This window comes from Actinomadura geliboluensis, assembly GCF_043197915.1.
GTDB classification, from domain to species: domain Bacteria; phylum Actinomycetota; class Actinomycetes; order Streptosporangiales; family Streptosporangiaceae; genus Spirillospora; species Spirillospora geliboluensis.
On sequence record NZ_JBICUA010000003.1, the window covers coordinates 870766 to 888526 of the forward strand.

The following is a 17761-nucleotide window of genomic DNA, read 5'->3' on the forward strand; positions in this document are numbered from 1 at the left end:
CGGAGCCCCCCACATCGGGGGTCCGGGGGTCGCCCCCCGGGTGAAATGACGAAGGAGTGGCGGCGAGGAGCCCCGAAGGGCTCCGAGCACACCACTCCCACTCCGAAGTGGGCGATACTGGGATTGAACCAGTGGCCTCTACCGTGTCAAGGTAGCGCTCTCCCACTGAGCTAATCGCCCGTTTCCGTGGCCTCCGGGGGGAGGTACGGCGTTGAGGTGGAGACGGGATTTGAACCCGTGTACACGGCTTTGCAGGCCGTTGCCTCGCCTCTCGGCCACTCCACCAGAATGAGACCTTCTGGGTCATAGCCTGAAAGGCCCCTCAGAGCGGAAGACGGGATTTGAACCCGCGACCCTCACCTTGGCAAGGTGATGCTCTACCCCTGAGCCACTTCCGCGTGCGCCTTGCGGCGACGAGGAAGACTTTAGCGCGTCGGAGGCCGTTCCCCAAACCGGGTTTCGGCGGCGGGTGCGCCCGATCCTTCGATGAGCGTCGAAGGACGGGTCGCCTAGGGTCGGTGGCATGGGGTCGGAACATGTCGTGAGCGTGGACTTCGCGCCGGTGGCGGCGTTGCTGGCGGATCGGGCGCGGGCGGTGATGCTGACGGTGCTGCTGGACGGGCGGCCGCTGGCGGCGGGGGAGCTGGCGCGGGCGGCGGGGGTGAGCGCGCAGACGGCGAGCGCGCATCTGGGGAAGCTGCTGGACGCCGGTTTCGTCACGGTGGTGCAGCAGGGCCGGCACCGGTACTACCGGCTGCGGGGCAGGGAGGTCGCGCAGGTGATCGAGGCGCTGTCGCGGATCAGCCCGCCGGTGGAGGTGCGGAGTCTGCGGCAGTCGCGGGACGCGCGGCGGCTGCACGAGGCGCGCACCTGCTATGACCATCTCGCGGGGGAGGCGGGGGTGGTGCTGTTCGCGGCGCTGCTGGACGGCGGCCTGATCGAGGCGGACGGCGCGGACGCGTTCGAGGTGACGGAGAAGGGCGAGGAGCGCCTCGGTGCGCTGGGGCTGGACGTCGCGGCGCTGCGGCGGGCGCGGCGGAGGTTCGCCTGGCAGTGCCTCGACTGGACGGAGCGGCGGCCGCATCTGAACGGGGCGCTGGGCGCGGCGCTGACGGAGCGGATGATGGAGCTGGGCTGGTTCGAGCGGGGGACGACCCGGCGGGCGCTGCTGGTGACGGAGGCGGGCCGCCGGGGGCTCGCGGATTCGTTCGGCTGCGTGCTGCCCTGACCGTCTGGGCGGTTCCTCCCGTTTCGGCGGTCCGCATGTGCCGCGGCCGGCGCGAAGAAGTCGAACCGGCGGCCCGGTGCGCCGTACTGTGGGGCCATCGGCCGGGGACGGTCGTGCGAAGGGCGCGAGTCCGGGCCGCGGCGGTCCGGCTTTGGGGAGGTGGCTTCCGGTGACGGCGCAGGCCAGGATCTGGCTGAACGGGGAACTGGTCGATCCCGAGCGGGCGGTGGTGTCGGTGTTCGACCACGGCATGCTCGTCGGCGACGGGATCTTCGAGACGGTGAAGGCGGCGAACGGGGTGCCGTTCGCGCTGACCCGGCATCTGCGCCGGCTGGCCCGGTCGGCGGCCGGGCTGGGGCTGCCCGAGCCCGACCACGACGCTCTCGCCCAGGGCACCCTGGAGGTGCTGGCGGCCGCGCCGAAGTGGCCGCTGGCCCGTGTCCGCATCACCTACACCAGCGGCCCGGGGCCGCTCGGGTCGGCGCGCGGCGACGCGGGCCCGACCGTGTCGATCATCGCGGGGCCGCAGGACCCGTTCCCGCCGACGGCGGACGTGACGGTCGTGCCGTGGCCGCGCAACGAGCGGGGCGCGCTGTCCGGCCTGAAGACCACGTCGTACGCGGAGAACGCGCTGGCGCTGGCGTACGCGAAGGAGCGCGGCGGCGGCGAGGCCGTCTTCGGCAACACGGCGGGGAACCTGTGCGAGGGGACGGGCAGCAACATCTTCGTCGTCCTCGGCGGCCGGCTCGTGACGCCGCCGCTGTCGTCGGGCTGCCTGGCCGGGGTGACGCGGGAGCTGACGCTGGAGTGGTGCGGCGGCGAGGAGGAGGACCTCGCGCTCGACGACCTGTACCGCGCCGACGAGGCGTTCCTGACGTCCACGACCCGGGACGTGCAGCCGATCCGGGCGGTGGACGGCACGGTGCTCCCGGCGGCTCCCGGCCCGATCACCGCCAAGGCGATGGAGGCGTTCGCGGCCCGCTCCGCCGAGCTCATGGACCCTTGATCGAAGAAGTGGCCGCCGGGGTCTTTACGTGATCGGATTCTTCGTTCACGTTCGAGGTGACGCTTGTAGGAGGTCACCGTGGACTTCTCCAGGAGGCGGATCGGCGCGGCGGCCGCGCTCGCGATGGCGGGCGCGCTGCTCGCCGGGTGCGGCGGCGGCGGATCTTCGACGGATCCCGACCGGGGCAAGGGCGCCAAGAGCTTCTCCCTGACGATCACCCGGAACGCCATCGAGGGCGGCAAGAACACCGAAGAGGCCGAGTGGATCACCAGGAGGGTGATCCCGGCGTTCGTCGCGGCGCAGAAGGCCAAGGGCGTCACCGCGAAGGTGGTGTTCCGCGGCCAGGGCGTGGACGACGAGGCGTACAAGACGAAGCTGGCGCTGGACCTGAAGTCCCGCTCGGGTGCCGACATCATGGACGTCGACGGCATCTGGGTCGGCGAGTTCGCTCAGGCGGGCTACATCAGGCCGCTCACGGACGTGGTCGGCGCCCCAGCCGACGCCTGGGACGGCTGGACGAAGATCCCAGCTTCGGTCCAGAAGCTGGCGACGTTCGAGGGGAAGCGCTACGGCGTTCCTCCCGCGACCGACGGCCGCGTCCTGTTCTTCAACAAGAAGCTGTTCGCGCAGGCGGGCCTTCCGGCCGACTGGCAGCCCAAGACCTGGCAGGACATCATCGCGGCGGCGCGCGCACTGAAGAAGCTCCCCGGCGTGACCCCCGTCCAGTTGAACGCGGGCACCGCGATGGGCGAGGCCACCACGATGCAGGGCGTCCTGCCGCTGCTGGCCGGTGCGGGCGCCGAGGTCTACGCGGACGGCAAGTGGGCGGGCGGCGGCCCCGCCGTCCAGCAGGTCCTCGGCCTGTACGCGCAGATCTACGGTGCTGAGGGCCTCGGCGACCCCAAGCTCCAGCAGGAGGCGAAGGGGCGCGACAAGTCGTTCGAGGAGTTCGCCGCGGGCAAGATCGGCATCCTGGCGGAGGGCGACTACTTCTGGCGCGACGTCATCAACCCGAAGACGGGCGTCGCGAAGATGCCGTCCCGCGACCGGCACGTCGGCTACGCGCTGATCCCGGCGGTCGCGCCGGGCAAGGGCGTCCGCGGGCAGGACTTCGTGAGCATGTCGGGCGGCGCGGTCACCGTCCTCAGCCCGAACACGAAGTACCCGCAGCAGGCGTTCGAGCTGCTGGCCTTCATGAACTCTCCGGAGATGGTCAAGGCGCGGACGGCCGGCACGCCCGAGCTCACGTCCCGGACGGACGTCAACAAGGAGATCCTCGCGGGCGACCCGTTCCTGACGTTCGTGTCGGAGAAGGTGCTGCCCGTCACGTCGTACCGTCCGGGCCTCGCCGTGTACCCGCAGGTGTCGACGGCCTTGCAGGAGGCGACGGCCGCCGTGGTGTCGGGCAAGTCGCCGCAGCAGGCCGCCGCCGAGTACACCAAGAAGCTCGAAGGGGCCGTCGGTGGCGCCGCCAACGTCACCCCGCGCTGAGGCCGCGCCCCCGCGGGCCGCGCCGCGGGCCGCGTCCTTCGGGGAGGACGCGGCGGGGCTCGGCAGGGCCCGCGCGGCCGCGTTCACGGCGCCCGCGCTGGTGCTCGTCGCGGTGTTCCTGGTGTTCCCGGCGCTCTGGACGCTCTACCTCGGCACGACCGACTACCGGCTCACCGGGATCGCGGCGAGCGGCCCCCGGTTCGTCGGCGCGGACAACTACCGCGACGTGCTCGGCGACGGGGAGTTCCACCGGTCGCTGTGGCTGACGCTGCAGTTCGTGGTCGGGTCGGCGGTGATCGGGCAGACGCTCCTCGGGTTCGTGATCGCGTGGGTCATGCGCGACCGCTCCGGCCCGGTGCGGCGGCTCGTAGAGGGCCTGGTCCTGCTCGCGTGGATCCTGCCGTCGTCGGTGATCGCGTTCCTGTGGATCGCGCTGCTCGACCGCGACGGCGGCACCCTGAACGCGCTGCTCGGCACGCCCGGCACGGCATGGCTGCTCGACCACCCGATGGCCTGCATCGTGGTGTTCAACGTCTGGCGCGGCACCGCGTTCTCGATGATGCTCTACGGCGCCGCGCTGGGGAACGTTCCACCGTCCCACCTGGAGACGGCCCGGCTCGCCGGGGCGTCCACCTGGCAGACGCTGCGGGACGCGGTGCTCCCGCGCATCCGCGGGCACGTGCTGACGAGCCTGCTGCTGGTCAGCCTGTGGACGTTCAACGACTTCACCCCGTTCCTGATCACGGCCGGGGGCCCGGACGGGCGCTCGGAGATCATGTCGGTGTACGTGTACCGGACGGCGCTCGGCGACGGCCGGCTCGGCTTCGGCGCCGCCATCTCGCTGCTGATGATCCTGATCAACCTGGTGATCGCGCTGGTCTACCTGCGCGCCCTCCGGAGCAGGCGGGCCCCGGGGGACGCGGCCGGGGCGGCGGCGTGAACGCGGCCGTCCGGGAGGCGCTGCGCCGGATCGGCCTCGCCACGTTCATCTCCGCCGTCCTCGGGTTCTTCGCGCTGCCGCTGCTGTGGCTGGCGTTCGCGCCGTTCGACAAGAATCCGGGCATCGCGGCGTCCCTGCCCGAGTTCACGCTCCACAACTTCAAGGTCCTGCTGGACAACCCGTACGCGCTGGCGTCGCTGCGCAACTCGGTGCTGCTCGCCGCCGGAACGGCCGCGCTCGTGGTGACGGCGGCGGCGCTGGCGGCGTACGCGCTGAGCCGGGTCCGGGTGCCCGGACGGGACGCGCTGCTGTACGTCCTGCTCCTGCTGTCGTCCATCATCACCGGGACGGCGGCGATGGTGCCGGTGTTCCTGCTGGCCTTCAACCTGCACCTGATCGACTCGCGGCTCGGGGTGGTGCTGGTGCTGACCGGCGGGCTGCTGCCCGCGGCGATCTTCCTGCTGAAGGACTTCACCGACGCGACGCCGACGTCCTACGAGGAGGCCGCGCGGGTGTTCGGGGCGTCGCCGCTGCAGATCCTGCGGCACGTGGTGGTCCCGGTGATCCGGCCCGGCCTCGCCACGGTCGCGGTGTGGGCGGTCGCGCAGGTGTGGGGCGACTTCCTGATGCCGTTCCTGCTGCTCAGGAACCCGGACAAGGCCCCCGCCTCGGTGATCATGTACACGTTCTACACGGAGGGCGGCCAGCCCGACCTCGCCCTGATCTCGACGTTCTCGCTGCTGTACTCCCTGCCGGTCGTCCTCATGTACCTGTTCGTGAGCCGCCGGTACGGCTTCCGCTTCCACGGAGGGATCAAGCGCTGATGGCGGCCATCACCATTCGGGAGCTGACCAAGGTCTATCCGGGCGGCGTGCGGGCCCTGGACGCGCTCGACCTCGACGTGGCGGACGGCGAGTTCTTCGCGCTGCTCGGCCCGTCCGGCTGCGGGAAGACGACGCTGCTGCGCACGGTCGCGGGCCTGGAGGCGGCGACGGGCGGAACGGTCCGGCTCGGCGGCGCCGACGTGACCCGGCTGCCGCCGGGGCGGCGCGACGTCGGCATGGTGTTCCAGGACTACGCGCTCTTCCCGCACATGACCGTCCTGGACAACATCGCCTACCCGCTGCGGATCAAGAAGCGCAGCCGGGCGGCCCGGCACGAGCGCGCCGCCGAGGCCGCGCGCTACCTCGGGCTCGGCGGGCTGGAGCCGCGCCGGCCGGGCGAGCTGTCGGGCGGGCAGCAGCAGCGGGTGGCGCTGGCCCGCGCGCTGGTCGCCGAGCCGCGGATCTTCCTGCTGGACGAGCCGCTGTCCAACCTCGACGCCCGGCTCCGGCTGGAGGCGCGGACGTTCCTGAAGCGGCTCCAGAGGGAACTGGCCGTCACCACCGTGTTCGTCACCCACGACCAGGCCGAGGCGCTCGCGCTCGCCGACCGGATCGCCGTGATGGAGGACGGGCGGATCAGGCAGCTCGGGACGCCCGTGGAGGTGTTCCGGCGCCCCGCCAACCTGTTCGTCGCGTCGTTCATCGGCTCGACGCCCATGAACCTGCTCCCGGGGCGCGTCCAGGACGGGGCCGTGGCCGTCGCCGGTACCGACCTGCCGGTGCCCGGGGACGTGCGCGTCGAGGACGGGGAGCCCGTCGTCTGCGGGGTACGACCCGAGTACCTGGACTACAGCACCGGCCCGGTGGACGGCGCGTTCGGCGGGCGGGTCTCGGTGGTCGAGCATCTCGGCGGAAGCTCGCTGGTGACGCTCGACGTCGCGGGGGAGCCCCTGCACGTCGTCGTCGGCGAGGAGCGGGAACCCGAGCCGGGGGAGCGGGGCTGGGCGCTGCCGCGCCCCGGACGCGTCCTGCTTTACCGCGACGGGGAACTCGTGACGGAAGGCGGCCGCTCGGCGGCTCCGCTGGCCAAGGACGGGGGACATGGATGACCACGGTGCACCGGGGCCGCTGGACCCTGGAGGACCGCCTGGAACAAGGGCTGCGCGAACTGCCGTTCGACGTCCCGCCGGGCACGGCGTCGGTCACCGTGGAACTGTCCCATGAGGGCGGTGTCATCGACCTGGGCTGCCACGGGCCGGACGGGTTCCGAGGCTGGTCCGGTGGGGCGCGCGACAGGTTCACCCTTGGCCCGGACTGGGCGACCCCCGGGTACCTGCCAGGGGAGCTTGAAGCGGGCACATGGCACGTCTGGCTCGGGCTCCACCGCATACCGCCGGACGGCGTCCCCTACGAGGTCACCGTGACCACATCGACCACGGCCCCACCGCGCCCTGAGGAGACTCCGCCTCCTCGGCCGGAACGTCCACCGCGCAGGGAACTCCCCGCACCGGACGGGATGCGATGGCTCGCCGGTGACCTGCACTCCCACACCGTCCACAGCGACGGCACGCTGACCGTCCACGAACTGGCCTGCCTTGCCGCGTCCCAGGGCCTCGATTACCTGGCGGTGACCGACCACAACACCGTCAGCCACCACGCCGAACTAGCCGCCGCCGGGGCGCGCGCGGGCGTGCTGCTGCTGCCCGGCCAGGAGGTCACCACCGACCTCGGGCACGCGAACGTGTTCGGCGACACCGGCTGGGTCGACTTCCGGCGGCCCAGCGCCGACTGGGCCGCGCACGCCGCCGCGCGCGGCGGCCTGATGTCGGTGAACCACCCGCTGAGCGGCGACTGCGCCTGGCGCCGCCCGCTCCCCGCGCCGGACCGCCCGCCGTTCGCCGAGATCTGGCACTCGTCCTGGTGGGACCGGCGCTGGGGCGCCCCGCTCGCCTGGGCGGACCTGTGGCGGCCCGGCGGCGTCGTCCCGCTCGGCGGCAGCGACTTCCACGACCCGGCGCAGCACAAGACTCTCGGCGAGCCCGTCACCTGGGTCCTGGCGGGCGAGGACGGCGACGTCCTCGGCGCGCTGAGGGCCGGGCGGACCGCCGTGTCCGCCGCGCGGGACGCGCCCGTCCTGCTGCGCGTCGAGGACGAGCTGATCGCCGCCGGCGCGGACGGGGCCGTCCTCGTCCGGCCCGACGGCGGGCGGATCGCCGTCCGCGCCGAATTCGTCCGGATACCGGCCGAGCACCCGGGCATGCATCGCCTGGAGAGCCACGAGAACGAGGTGATCGCACTGTGCGGGTAGAGGGTTCGGAGATCGTCGTCGTGCCGCACACCCACTGGGACCGGGAGTGGTACCTGCCGTTCCAGCGCTTCCGGCTGCGGCTGGTGTCGCTGCTGGACGGCGTCATCGACCGGATGGAGGCCGATCCGCGCTGGCGCTTCACGCTGGACGGCCAGATGGCCGCGGTCGACGACTACCTGGAGATCCGCCCCGAGCGGCGGGAGCGGCTCGCCGCGCTCGTCCGGGAGGGCCGGCTCGCCGTCGGGCCCTGGCAGATCCTCCACGACGAGTTCCTGTGCTCGGGGGAGAACATCGTCCGGAACCTGGAGCTCGGGATCCGGCGCGCGCAGGAGCTGGGCGCCGCGATGATGGTCGGCTACCTGCCCGACCAGTTCGGGCACTGCGCGCAGATGCCGCAGATCCTGCGGCTCGCGGGCATCGAGCACGCGTGCGTGTGGCGCGGCGTCCCCGACCGGGTCCGGACCTCCGCGTTCGCCTGGGAGGCCCCGGACGGGACGGCGATCCGCACCCAGTACCTCCCCGAGGGCGGCTACGGCAACGCCGCGTCGATGTTCGAGGAGTTCGGGGAGCCCGGCGGCGCCGGGGACGGCGCGTCGCTGCTGCCCGGCCGGGTCGCCGGGTTCGCGGAGGCGATGGGCCGCTGGTACCCGCACGGCGGCCCGCTGCTGGCGATGTACGGGGCCGACCACACCGCGCCCGCCGCCGACCTCGCCGACCGGATCGCCGCCGCCGGCCTCGGCATGCGGCTGGACACCCTCGCCGGCTACTTCGCGGAGGGGACCGCGTCCACCGACGGGCTGCCGCGCGTCCGCGGGGAGCTGCGCTCGCACGCCCGCGCCAACATCCTGCCGGGCGTCCTGTCCGCCCGGATCCGGCTCAAGGAGCTGATGGGCCGCGCCGAGCGGCTCGTCGAGCGGTACGCCGAGCCGCTGACCGCGCTCTGGTACGCGGGCGACGCGCAGCGGTTCCTCGACCTGGCGTGGCGGCGGCTGATCGAGACGAGCTGCCACGACTCCGTCACCGGCTGCGGCTGCGACGAGACCGCCGAGCAGGTCGCCGCGCACATGGCCGAGGCGGAGCAGCTCGGCCGCGCCGTCTGCGACCTCGTCACCGCCGAGCGGGCCGCGTCCGTCCCGCTCGGGGCGCACCTGGTGTTCAACCCGACCCCGGAGCACCGCACCGGCCTGGTCACCCTCGACATCCCGTCCGAGGGGGAGCCGGGCCTCGTCACGGGCGACGGCCGGCCGGTGCCGGTGCAGACGCTCGCCGTCGCGCCGACCGTGCTGGACGACGCCGTCCACCCGGCCGCCGAGCTCCCGGTCCTGCTGGAGCGGGTGTACGGGCGGGTGCTGTTCGGGCAGGAGATCCGCGACTGGTCGGTGTCGCGCGACGACCGCGTGCTCACCTTCCACGTGACGGCCCGCGCCGGGGTCCCGTTCGACATCGGCGACGTGCGGGAGGCCCTGCGCGGCGCGGACGGGGAGTGGCGCGTGCGGATCCTGGCCGACCCGCGCCGCACCGTCGCGGCGCTGGTCGAGGTGCCGCCGCTGGGGCTGGCGGCGGTGGCGCCGGATCCCGCCGCGCGGATCGCGGACGGCCCGGTGACGGCCGGGCGGGAGTTCCTCGACAACGGGCTGCTGCGCGCCGAGGTGCACGCCGACGGGACGCTCGGGCTGCGCACCCCGTCCGGCGACGTCGTCGAGGGCGTCGGGCGGATCGTGGACGGCGGCGACCACGGCGACTCCTACAACTACGCGCCGCCCGCCGCCGACCTCATCGTCGGCGACCCCGTGTCGGTGGACGTCCGCTCCGCGCTGGACGGCCCGCTCGTCGCCGCCGTCGACATCGTCCGGACCTACCGGTGGCCCTGCCGCGGCGACCTCGAGGCCGGCGCGCGGTCCGCGGCCGAGGAGGACGTCACCGTCACCACCCGCGCCGAACTGCGCGCCGGGGAGCCGTTCCTGCGGCTGCGCGTCACCTTCGACAACCGCTGCGAGGACCACCGCGTCCGGCTGCACCTGTCGCTGCCGCGCCGGGCGGACGCGTCCTACGCGGAGGGCCAGTTCGCGATCACCGAGCGGGGGCCGGCGGCGGAGGGCGGGTTCGGGGAGCGGCCCGTCCCGACGTTCCCGGCGTCCGGGTTCGTCGCCGCGGGCGGCCTCGCCGTCCTGCTGAAGCACACCACCGAGTACGAGGTCACCGGCGGCGGGCGGGAGATGGCCCTCACCCTGCTGCGCGCGATCGGCCACCTGTCCCGGGACCGCAACGCCTACCGGGACCAGCCCGCCGGGCCGCAGCTCCCGACCCCCGGCGCGCAGTGCCGCGGGGAGCGGACCGCCGAGATGGCGGTCCTGCCGTACGGCGGGGGCCTCCCCGGCGAGGACGTGCTGCGGGCCGCCGAGGAGTACCGGCACGACCTGCTCGCCGCCGCCGGCTACGGGCACGCCTCCGCGCCGCTCCCGCCGTCCCGGGAGGGCATCGCGATCACCGGCGACGGGGTCGTGATGACCTCGCTGCGCGCCCGCGACGGCTGGACCGAGACCCGGGTCGTCGCCCAGTGCGCCGAGCCCGCCACGGCCGTCCTGCGCGGGGCGTTCACCGAGGCGGTGCGTGCCGACCTGCGCGGCCGCCCCGGCATCCCGCTCGACGTGCACGACGGGACGGCCGCCCTGTCGCTGCGCCCCTGGGAGATCGCGACCGTGCGGCTCCGCACGGGCTAGCCGGGGCCGGGGCCGGAAGCTCGGGTGGGGGCGGCCTCAGCGGGCGGCCTCGGCGGTGCCGGGCTCGCGCTGCGGCCCGCCGGTCTCCCCGGCCGCCCGGACCGCGCGCGGCGCGGGCTCGGCGGTCTCCGCCGGATGCGCGGCGGCCGCCGCCATCGCCGCGCCCACGATGCCCGCGTTGTTCACCAGCCGGGCCGGGACGATCTCCGCCCGCACCCCCTCGACCAGCGGCAGGAAGTGCTCGGCCTTCCGGCTCACCCCGCCGCCCACGATGATCAGCGACGGCGAGATCAGCGCCTCCAGGTGCCGCAGGTACACGCTCAGCCGCTTGGCCCACTTCGGCCAGCTGAGGCCCTCCTCGGTGCGCGCCCGCGCGGACGCGCGCAGCTCGGCGTCCCGCCCGTCGATCTGGATGTGCCCGAACTCGGTGTTCGGGACGAGGACGCCGTCGGTGAACAGCGCGCTGCCGATGCCCGTCCCCAGCGTGAGCAGGACGACGGTGCCGCGCCGGCCGCGTCCCGCGCCGAGCCGCATCTCCGCCACCCCGGCCGCGTCCGCGTCGTTGAGCAGCGTGATCTCGCACCCGGTCGCGTCCGCGAACAGGGCGGCGGCGTCCACCCCGAGCCAGTGCCTGGACACGTTCGCCGCCGACATCGCCACACCGTCGATCACGACGCCGGGGTAGGTGACGCCCACCGGGCCGTCCCAGCCGAAATGGTCCACGATCTCGGCGATGACCTTCGCGACCGGCTTCGGCCTGGCGGGCCGCGGCGTGTCGATCCGGAAGCGCTCCCGCGTGAACGCGCCGACCGGATCGACCGGCGCCCCCTTGATCCCCGACCCGCCGATGTCGATCCCGAGCATCTCCCGTGCCATGCCTCCACTGTGCCCGTTCCCCACGGGGCTAAGAGTTCTCGGCGAACTGCAGGCCGACCACGCCGATGATGATGAGCCCGAGGAACCCGAGGCGGGCCGGCGACGCGCTCTCGCCGAACGCGAAGACGCCCACCAGCGCCACGCCGAGCGCGCCGAGGCCGGTGAAGACCGCGTAGGCGGTGCCCACCGGTAGGGTGCGCAGCGACAGCGACAGGATGACGACGCTGAGCAGCGCCACCGCGAGGCCGATGGCGGTCGGCCACGGCTTCGTCAGGCCGTCCGACTCCTTCAGCGCCGTCGCCCACACCAGCTCCATCAGCGACGCGATCAGCAGGAAGACCCAGGCCACGACGGCACCCCCATATCCGGAAAGATCTCCGCCCGAGATTACCGGAGAGCTTTCCGGATACCCTGCCCGCTCCGGTATTCTGCCGGAGTAGGATCTCCCCGGGACGGAGGCCGACATGCGGGAACTGCCGGTGCTGGGCCGCCCGCCTGCCGAGCGCGCCGACGCCGCCCGCAACCGCCGCCGCATCCTGCGCGCCGCGGCGGAGGTGCTCGCGGCCCGCGGTCCCGACGCGGTCACCATGGACGAGGTCGCCAAGGCCGCCGGCGTCGGCGTCGGGACCGTCTACCGGCGGTTCGGCGACCGCGCCCGGCTCGTCTACGCGGTGATCGACGACCGCGAGCGCGCGTTCCAGGCCGCCTTCCTGCACGGCCCGCCGCCCCTCGGCCCCGGAGCGCCCCCGCGCGAGCGCCTCCACGCGTTCCTGCACGCCCTCGCCGACCGCACCGAGGCGCAGGCCGACCTGCTGCTCAGGGCCGAGGCCGACCCGCCCGACGCCCGCTTCCGGGACGGCTCCTACGGGCTCTACCACATGCACCTCGGCATGCTCCTCGCCCGGATCCGCCCCGGCGCCGACACCGCCTACCTCGCCGACGCGCTCCTCGCCCCCCTCGCCGCGACCCTGTTCCTCTACCAGCGCCGCACCCGCGGCATGCCGCTCGACCGCGTCAAGGCGGGCCTGGACGCGCTCGCCGCGGGCCTGACGGGCGGCGATGCCGCCCTGACCGGCGGGGACACCTCGTCCTGAACCGGACGTATAGCGATCTGTCGCCGCAAACCCTTTATCGGGGCGCCGGGCTGCCGCCACACTGGGGGACGTGAACGACTTCGATCTCCTCGTGCTCGGATCCGGGCCCGGCGGGCAGCGCGCGGCCATCGCCGCCGCCAAGCTCGGCCGCAAGGTCGGCATCGTGGACCGCCGCGACATGATCGGCGGCGTCTGCATCAACACCGGGACGATCCCGTCCAAGACGATGCGCGAGGCCGTCCTGTACCTGACCGGCCTGAACCAGCGCGAACTGTACGGGCAGAGCTACCGGGTCAAGGACGACATCACCGTCGCCGACCTCGGGATGCGGACGCAGCACGTCATCGGCCGGGAGACCGACGTCGTCCGCAGCCAGCTCGCCCGCAACCGCGTCGCCGTGCTGCCCGGCACGGGCCGGTTCCTGGAGCCGCACGCCATCGGCATCGCCGGCGCCGGCGACCGCGAGCAGAAGGTCACCGCCGACCGCGTCGTGATCGCCACCGGCACCCGGCCGGCCCGCCCCGACACCGTCGACTTCGACGACCGGACGATCATCGACTCCGACGGCATCATCAACATGGACCGCATCCCGGAGACCATGGTCGTCGTCGGCGCCGGCGTCATCGGCATCGAGTACGCCTCGATGTTCGCGGCGCTCGGCACCAAGGTCACCGTCGTCGAGCGGCGCGAGCGGATGCTGGACTTCTGCGACCTGGAGATCGTCGAGGCACTCAAGTACCACCTGCGCGACCTGGCCGTCACGTTCCGGTTCCGCGAGTCGGTCGCGTCCGTCGAGCGGATGCCGAACGGGGCGATCACCGTCCTGGAGAGCGGCAAGCGCATCCCCGCCGACACCGTCATGTACTCGGCCGGGCGGCAGGGCATGACCGACGACCTGTGCCTGGAGGCCGCCGGACTCACCGCCGACCGGCGCGGCCGGATCAAGGTCGACGACGACTACCGCACCGAGGTCCCGCACATCTACGCGGTCGGGGACGTGATCGGCTTCCCGTCCCTCGCCGCCACCTCGATGGAGCAGGGCCGCCTCGCCGCCCACCACGCGTGCGGCGAGCCCGTGCCGGACATCAACGAGACGCAGCCCATCGGGATCTACACCATCCCCGAGATCAGCTTCGTCGGCCGCACCGAGGACGCCCTGACCGAGGCCAAGGTCCCCTTCGAGGTGGGCGTCTCCCGCTACCGGGAGCTGGCCCGCGGCCAGATCATCGGGGACTCCTACGGAATGCTGAAACTGCTCGTCTCACCGGAGGACCGGCGCCTGCTCGGCGTCCACGTGTTCGGCACGGGGGCGACCGAGCTCGTCCACATCGGCCAGACGGTGATGGGCTGCGGCGGCACCGTCGACTACCTGGTCAACGCGGTGTTCAACTACCCCACGCTGGCCGAGTCGTACAAGGTCGCCGCCCTGGACGCGATGAACAAGATGCGCCACATCGCCCGCCTGTCCGGTTAGGACGGCCAGAGCAGGTTCTCCAGCTCGGCGTCGATGTCGATGAACTCGCTCTCCTCCCCGGCGGGGACGGCCTGGTACGTCCGGTGCAGGAAGTCGGCGAGCGGCGACAGCGGCACCTCGAACAGCGCGTCCCCGAACGGGGACGACAGCGCGATGTTGAGCGAGCCGTCGTCGTCGGCGGGCCAGACCTCGACGTCCCCGTCCCCGACCCTGCGCACGATGCCGACCGTGAGGAGCTCCCTGGCGAAGATCCACTCCACCGGCTCATCGTCGCCCACGTAGAAGGCCATCCGGATCGCGTACGGATCGTCGGCCGCGTACTCCAGCCCGGCGAGCAGGGGGACGGTCGTGCGGTCGGGGACGACGAGACGAAGGCCCAGCTGTGCTGAGACGGTGGTACTGCTGTTCATGGCCATTCCCTCTTACGTCGGTCCCGCTGGCTCGCGGGGTGCTCCGGTGGGTGGTTCTCCCTCTGACGGACATCCCCGCGATCTATGACGCCTAACTGCCTGATCTCGGCCGAACATTCCGGCGTCCCCGTCGTTTGTGATCCATCTCACCGTAGCAAAACCTGCGTCTGACCTGCGCAAAAGCGGATCTTGCGGTGCGGCGACCGCCCACAATCCGGGACGATCTGGACGCTCCCTGGAGTCCCCGCGGCGGCCACACCTCGCTTAAGGTAAATCTGTGGCAAGCAATGATGAAAAGGATGGCCGGCTCCACCGCTTCCGCGACCGGGTCCGGCGCAACCCGCTGCTGAACACCGCCTGGCGCGCCGGCGTCTTCGCCGTCGGAACGACCGTCCTCGTCGGCGGCCTGGTCATGATGATCACCCCGGGCCCCGGCCTCCTCGGCATCGTCGTCGGGCTCGCGATCCTCGCCACCGAGTTCGCCTGGGCCCAGCGCGCCCTCCACCGCGCCAAGACCGCCGCGGACCGCGCCAAGGAGAAGGCCCTCGACCCCCGCAAGCGCCGCCGCAACACCATCCTCGGCACCGTCACCGCCGTCGTGCTCGCCGCCGCCGTGGCCGGCTACCTCGGCGTCTACGGCCTCACACTGCCCTGGGAGATCGAGGACCCCACGTTCTGGACCTGACCCAGACGCTCACATAGCGTGACCATGTGCACTCGATCCGCGACGGCTGGGCGGACTTCCGTGCGTCCCCGTACCTGCCCGCCGTCGTCCTCCTCCTCATCCTCACCACCGCCGCGGGCCTGTTCGCGGGCTCCTACTGCTACGCCATGGCGAACCCGGCCCCCCGCGACATCCCCGTCGCCGTAACCGGCCAGGGCCGGTCCACCGCCTTCCTCCAGGCCCTCGACGATCACCTGGACGCCTCCCTCTCCGTCCAGAGGTACCCGACCTACGCCAAGGCCGAAGACGCCGTCCAAGAGCAGCGCGCCTTCGCGATCGTCGTCCTGAACGGCCCCCGCGCGACCCTCGACACCGCCGCGGCCTCCGGCGCCTCCGTCGCCCGCCTCCTCACCCAGGCGGGCCCCGCCGCCGGCCAGACCGCCGGCGTCCCCGTCACCGTCCGCGACATCAAGCCCCTGCAACCCACCGACCCGCAGGGCCTCGCCATCTTCTACATCTCCCTGGCCGCCGTGATCATCGGCTTCGTCGGCGCCATCCAGCTCAACGTGCACGCCGCCGCCCTCACCCCCGCCCCCCGCATCGCCTTCACCGCCGCCTACGCCGCCCTCGGCGGCCTCGCGATCTGCACCGTCGTCGACCACGGCCTCGGCGTCCTCGCCCTCCCCTTCCGGGAGTCCTGGACGATCTCCTCGCTCACCATGTTCACCAGCGGCATGGTCTTCACGATGTTCAACGCCCTCATCGGCCGCTGGGCCATGATCCCCACCTGGGGCCTCATGGTCCTGATCGGCAACCCCTCCTCCGGCGGCGCCGTCTCCTGGCCCCTCCTACCGTTCCCCCTCGGCACCATCGGCCGCTGGCTCCCACCCGGCGCCTCCGTCGACGCCCAGCACACCGCCATCTACTTCCACGGCCACCAGCGAGCCCAGCCCTTCATCACCCTGACGGCCTGGACCCTGGCCTGCACGGCCGTCTTCCTCATCTGGCACCACCGCACTCAGCGCGCGACCACCCCCCAAGATGCGCTAGAGTTTCCGACGTCGGAACACCGGGGCGATTAGCTCAGTGGGAGAGCGCTTCGTTCACACCGAAGAGGTCACTGGTTCGAACCCAGTATCGCCCACCCCCTACGACACAGGCCCTCCCGCATCTCAGCGGCAGGGCCTCAGTGGTCAACTGGGAGGATTTTGGGAGATCATCTCCCTCTCACCCGAACGAGGTCACAAGAACACCTCCCAGGGTCATCACTCTCCGTAGCCGTACGGGCGGGACAAGACGAGCACCCCTGCCCCGCCCGCAGCACGATTCCCTAAGCGCTCGCGAGACGTGGGACCGACGAGTCGGCCCGCTTCTGGGCGGCCTCCAGAAGGTCGTTGAGCGTCAGAACCGGAGAGGTCGCACTGAACCGGAGCCGTTCTTGCAGCGATCTCTCCCAGCGGCGCTGGAGCTTGGCCTTGAGATCGTCCCGCATGGTGTCCGAGACGTGGGAGTACACGCCGCGAATGCCCGGCACCGTGTGGCCCAGCCGCTCGGCTTGAAGCACTTCCGGTACTGCGTCCTCCAGCATCCAGGTCTTGTGGCTGTGCCGGAGCCCATGCGGAGTGAGCCCTTCGATGAGCGGCAGCCACACTGACGGCGAGTCCTCTTCGGTCACGACCCGGATCCCTTTCCCTCTAGGGGGATGGAACGGCTGCCCGGGGACGGCGTCGGGCCAGGCCGGAAGGGGTACTCCCGGCCATTCCGTCGTATCCACCAGGACCCTCTTTCCGGTCTGCCGATTGCCCTTGGGGTAGCGACCGTCAGCACCCGGCTGGAACATGCGCCGGGCGTAATTCGAGCGTCGATGATGCGCCCCGTCCGGGCTGAGGAACAGGTACTGTCCGCGCCCACCGCACTCGGGCGTCCGCCCTGGACATGCGCAGCGCCCCTGCGAACGCACACTCTGCTCCGACACGAGTCCTGCAAGAAAGGGCGGCAGGTCGACGGGCCGGTGCGAATCGTCCTTGGGCGGCACCATCTCCAGCCGCCCCGCCAGTTCGCGCAGCTGCCAGTCGACCTGTAGACGGTCCAGCCGGCATGCCGGCCGTTCCAGCCCGTGCACCTCCCCCCACCGCATTCCGGTGTAGGCGGTGAGGACGATCAGGACGAAGTCGTCGTCGCGTCCGGACAGCAACGCGCACCGCTCGGCCAGCAGCAGCGTCTGCAGGGGAGTCGCCCACACCTTCTCGGGCCCGCGCACCGCGATGGCCCGCCGCGCCCGCTTCCGCCCGCGCCCCCTCCGCTTGACGACGACGTTGCTGGCGACCATCCCGCGTTCCTTGGCATCTCCCAGGACCGTCCCCAGCAGCGACCGGGCATCGGCCGCGGTCCGGTGAGAGAACCCGTTCGTCCGCGTCCGCTTCTCCCAGGCGACGATCTCCTCGGGGCTGGTGAAGGTGTTGACCGGCCGGTTCCCGAACGCCGGAACGATGTGATGATCGATCAGGCTTGGCCTCGGTGGTTGCCTCCAGGTCCTGCCCGGACCACCACAGCTCGACCCAGTCGACCAGTGAGCTAATTCCAACTTCATTGGCCCTGGTGGTGAAGGGTGAGGATGGCTTGGACGGTGGTGGTGAGGCGGCTGGGTGAGCAGCGGGCCTTGCGCAGCACGTGCCAGCATTTGAGCGTGGCGGCACCGCGCTCGCCGAGCGCGCGGATCTTGGCGT

Annotated in this window: 16 protein-coding genes and 4 tRNA genes; 13 read left to right on the forward strand and 7 right to left on the reverse strand. The window is 72.4% G+C overall.

What is annotated here, in order from left to right; all coding sequences use genetic code 11:
• Positions 1 to 108: 108 nt before the first annotated feature.
• From ACGFI1_RS14160 to ACGFI1_RS14170, 3 genes are all read right to left on the reverse strand, one after another.
• Positions 109 to 180, reverse strand: a tRNA-Val gene (locus ACGFI1_RS14160).
• Between the two features lie 34 nt (positions 181 to 214).
• Positions 215 to 285, reverse strand: a tRNA-Cys gene (locus tag ACGFI1_RS14165).
• A gap of 41 nt (positions 286 to 326) precedes the next feature.
• Positions 327 to 398, reverse strand: a tRNA-Gly gene (locus ACGFI1_RS14170).
• A gap of 125 nt (positions 399 to 523) precedes the next feature.
• Here ACGFI1_RS14170 and ACGFI1_RS14175 point away from each other — a divergent pair.
• The 8 genes from ACGFI1_RS14175 to ACGFI1_RS14210 all read left to right on the forward strand — a co-directional run bounded on the left by ACGFI1_RS14175 (position 524) and on the right by ACGFI1_RS14210 (position 10517).
• The gene (locus ACGFI1_RS14175) at positions 524 to 1228 is read left to right on the forward strand and encodes an ArsR/SmtB family transcription factor (protein ID WP_386869128.1); all 705 of its coding nucleotides are present in this window, start codon (positions 524 to 526) and stop codon (positions 1226 to 1228) included.
• A gap of 169 nt (positions 1229 to 1397) precedes the next feature.
• A complete protein-coding gene (locus ACGFI1_RS14180) occupies positions 1398 to 2234 on the forward strand; it encodes an aminotransferase class IV (protein WP_392785495.1) in 837 nt (278 codons plus the stop codon).
• 78 nt (positions 2235 to 2312) lie between these two features.
• On the forward strand, positions 2313 to 3725 hold the full coding sequence (locus tag ACGFI1_RS14185) for an extracellular solute-binding protein (RefSeq protein WP_392785497.1): 1413 nt from the start codon (positions 2313 to 2315) through the stop codon (positions 3723 to 3725).
• Positions 3697 to 4665 carry a carbohydrate ABC transporter permease gene (locus ACGFI1_RS14190; protein ID WP_392785501.1) on the forward strand — a complete coding sequence of 323 codons (969 nt, stop codon included), beginning with the start codon at positions 3697 to 3699 and terminating at the stop codon, positions 4663 to 4665. The genes ACGFI1_RS14185 and ACGFI1_RS14190 overlap by 29 nt, the downstream gene beginning before the upstream one ends.
• Positions 4662 to 5489: a carbohydrate ABC transporter permease gene (locus ACGFI1_RS14195; protein ID WP_386869121.1), complete on the forward strand. Its 828-nt coding sequence runs from the start codon at positions 4662 to 4664 to the stop codon at positions 5487 to 5489. The genes ACGFI1_RS14190 and ACGFI1_RS14195 overlap by 4 nt, the downstream gene beginning before the upstream one ends.
• On the forward strand, positions 5489 to 6598 hold the full coding sequence (locus ACGFI1_RS14200; RefSeq protein WP_392734642.1) for an ABC transporter ATP-binding protein: 1110 nt from the start codon (positions 5489 to 5491) through the stop codon (positions 6596 to 6598). Before ACGFI1_RS14195 ends, ACGFI1_RS14200 begins: the two co-directional genes overlap by 1 nt.
• Complete coding sequence (locus tag ACGFI1_RS14205) at positions 6595 to 7797, forward strand: CehA/McbA family metallohydrolase (RefSeq protein ID WP_392785503.1); 1203 nt, start codon at positions 6595 to 6597, stop codon at positions 7795 to 7797. The genes ACGFI1_RS14200 and ACGFI1_RS14205 overlap by 4 nt, the downstream gene beginning before the upstream one ends.
• Complete coding sequence (locus ACGFI1_RS14210) at positions 7788 to 10517, forward strand: glycoside hydrolase family 38 N-terminal domain-containing protein (RefSeq protein ID WP_392785505.1); 2730 nt, start codon at positions 7788 to 7790, stop codon at positions 10515 to 10517. Before ACGFI1_RS14205 ends, ACGFI1_RS14210 begins: the two co-directional genes overlap by 10 nt.
• Positions 10518 to 10553: 36 nt before the next feature.
• Here the strand turns inward: ACGFI1_RS14210 and ppgK are convergent, their stop codons facing one another.
• Positions 10554 to 11393, reverse strand: coding sequence for a polyphosphate--glucose phosphotransferase (gene ppgK, locus ACGFI1_RS14215; protein ID WP_392785507.1), 840 nt, complete (start codon positions 11391 to 11393; stop codon positions 10554 to 10556).
• Between the two features lie 28 nt (positions 11394 to 11421).
• Positions 11422 to 11742 (reverse strand): DMT family transporter, encoded by a 321-nt coding sequence (locus ACGFI1_RS14220; RefSeq protein ID WP_386869112.1) that lies wholly within the window; start codon positions 11740 to 11742, stop codon positions 11422 to 11424.
• 115 nt (positions 11743 to 11857) lie between these two features.
• Here ACGFI1_RS14220 and ACGFI1_RS14225 point away from each other — a divergent pair, with 115 nt between their 5' ends.
• Positions 11858 to 12487, forward strand: a complete 630-nt coding sequence (locus tag ACGFI1_RS14225) for a TetR/AcrR family transcriptional regulator (protein WP_392785509.1) — start codon at positions 11858 to 11860, stop codon at positions 12485 to 12487.
• A 70-nt stretch (positions 12488 to 12557) separates the two neighbouring features.
• Positions 12558 to 13961 carry a Si-specific NAD(P)(+) transhydrogenase gene (gene sthA / locus ACGFI1_RS14230; protein WP_386869108.1) on the forward strand — a complete coding sequence of 468 codons (1404 nt, stop codon included), beginning with the start codon at positions 12558 to 12560 and terminating at the stop codon, positions 13959 to 13961.
• On the opposite strand, the gene ACGFI1_RS14235 is transcribed toward sthA, so the two are convergent.
• Entirely contained in the window at positions 13958 to 14371 is a 414-nt protein-coding gene (locus tag ACGFI1_RS14235) for an SsgA family sporulation/cell division regulator (protein ID WP_131944314.1), read from the reverse strand. The two genes, sthA and ACGFI1_RS14235, sit on opposite strands and share 4 nt — an antisense overlap.
• 277 nt (positions 14372 to 14648) lie before the next feature.
• On the opposite strand from ACGFI1_RS14235, the gene ACGFI1_RS14240 reads away from it, so the two are divergent.
• From ACGFI1_RS14240 to ACGFI1_RS14250, 3 genes are all read left to right on the forward strand, one after another.
• Positions 14649 to 15056 carry a TIGR02611 family protein gene (locus tag ACGFI1_RS14240; RefSeq protein WP_392785511.1) on the forward strand — a complete coding sequence of 136 codons (408 nt, stop codon included), beginning with the start codon at positions 14649 to 14651 and terminating at the stop codon, positions 15054 to 15056.
• Between the two features lie 26 nt (positions 15057 to 15082).
• Positions 15083 to 16117 carry an ABC transporter permease gene (locus tag ACGFI1_RS14245; RefSeq protein WP_392734654.1) on the forward strand — a complete coding sequence of 345 codons (1035 nt, stop codon included), beginning with the start codon at positions 15083 to 15085 and terminating at the stop codon, positions 16115 to 16117.
• A tRNA-Val gene (locus tag ACGFI1_RS14250) sits at positions 16108 to 16179 on the forward strand. The genes ACGFI1_RS14245 and ACGFI1_RS14250 overlap by 10 nt, the downstream gene beginning before the upstream one ends.
• A 186-nt stretch (positions 16180 to 16365) precedes the next feature.
• Here the strand turns inward: ACGFI1_RS14250 and ACGFI1_RS14255 are convergent.
• Complete coding sequence (locus ACGFI1_RS14255; protein WP_392785513.1) at positions 16366 to 17364, reverse strand: hypothetical protein; 999 nt, start codon at positions 17362 to 17364, stop codon at positions 16366 to 16368.
• Between the last annotated feature and the right edge of the window lie 397 nt (positions 17365 to 17761).

Bases quoted from the DNA above. Each gene is read 5' to 3' on its own strand.
- ACGFI1_RS14225 (WP_392785509.1), top strand. From the start codon at position 11,858: ATGCGGGAACTGCCGGTGCTGGGCCGCCCGCCTGCCGAGCGCGCCGAC.
- ACGFI1_RS14235 (WP_131944314.1), bottom strand. From the start codon at position 14,371: ATGAACAGCAGTACCACCGTCTCAGCACAGCTGGGCCTTCGTCTCGTC.
- ACGFI1_RS14175 (WP_386869128.1), top strand. From the start codon at position 524: ATGGGGTCGGAACATGTCGTGAGCGTGGACTTCGCGCCGGTGGCGGCG.
- ACGFI1_RS14205 (WP_392785503.1), top strand. From the start codon at position 6,595: ATGACCACGGTGCACCGGGGCCGCTGGACCCTGGAGGACCGCCTGGAA.
- ACGFI1_RS14200 (WP_392734642.1), top strand. From the start codon at position 5,489: ATGGCGGCCATCACCATTCGGGAGCTGACCAAGGTCTATCCGGGCGGC.
- ppgK (WP_392785507.1), bottom strand. From the start codon at position 11,393: ATGGCACGGGAGATGCTCGGGATCGACATCGGCGGGTCGGGGATCAAG.
- ACGFI1_RS14255 (WP_392785513.1), bottom strand. From the start codon at position 17,364: ATGGTCGCCAGCAACGTCGTCGTCAAGCGGAGGGGGCGCGGGCGGAAG.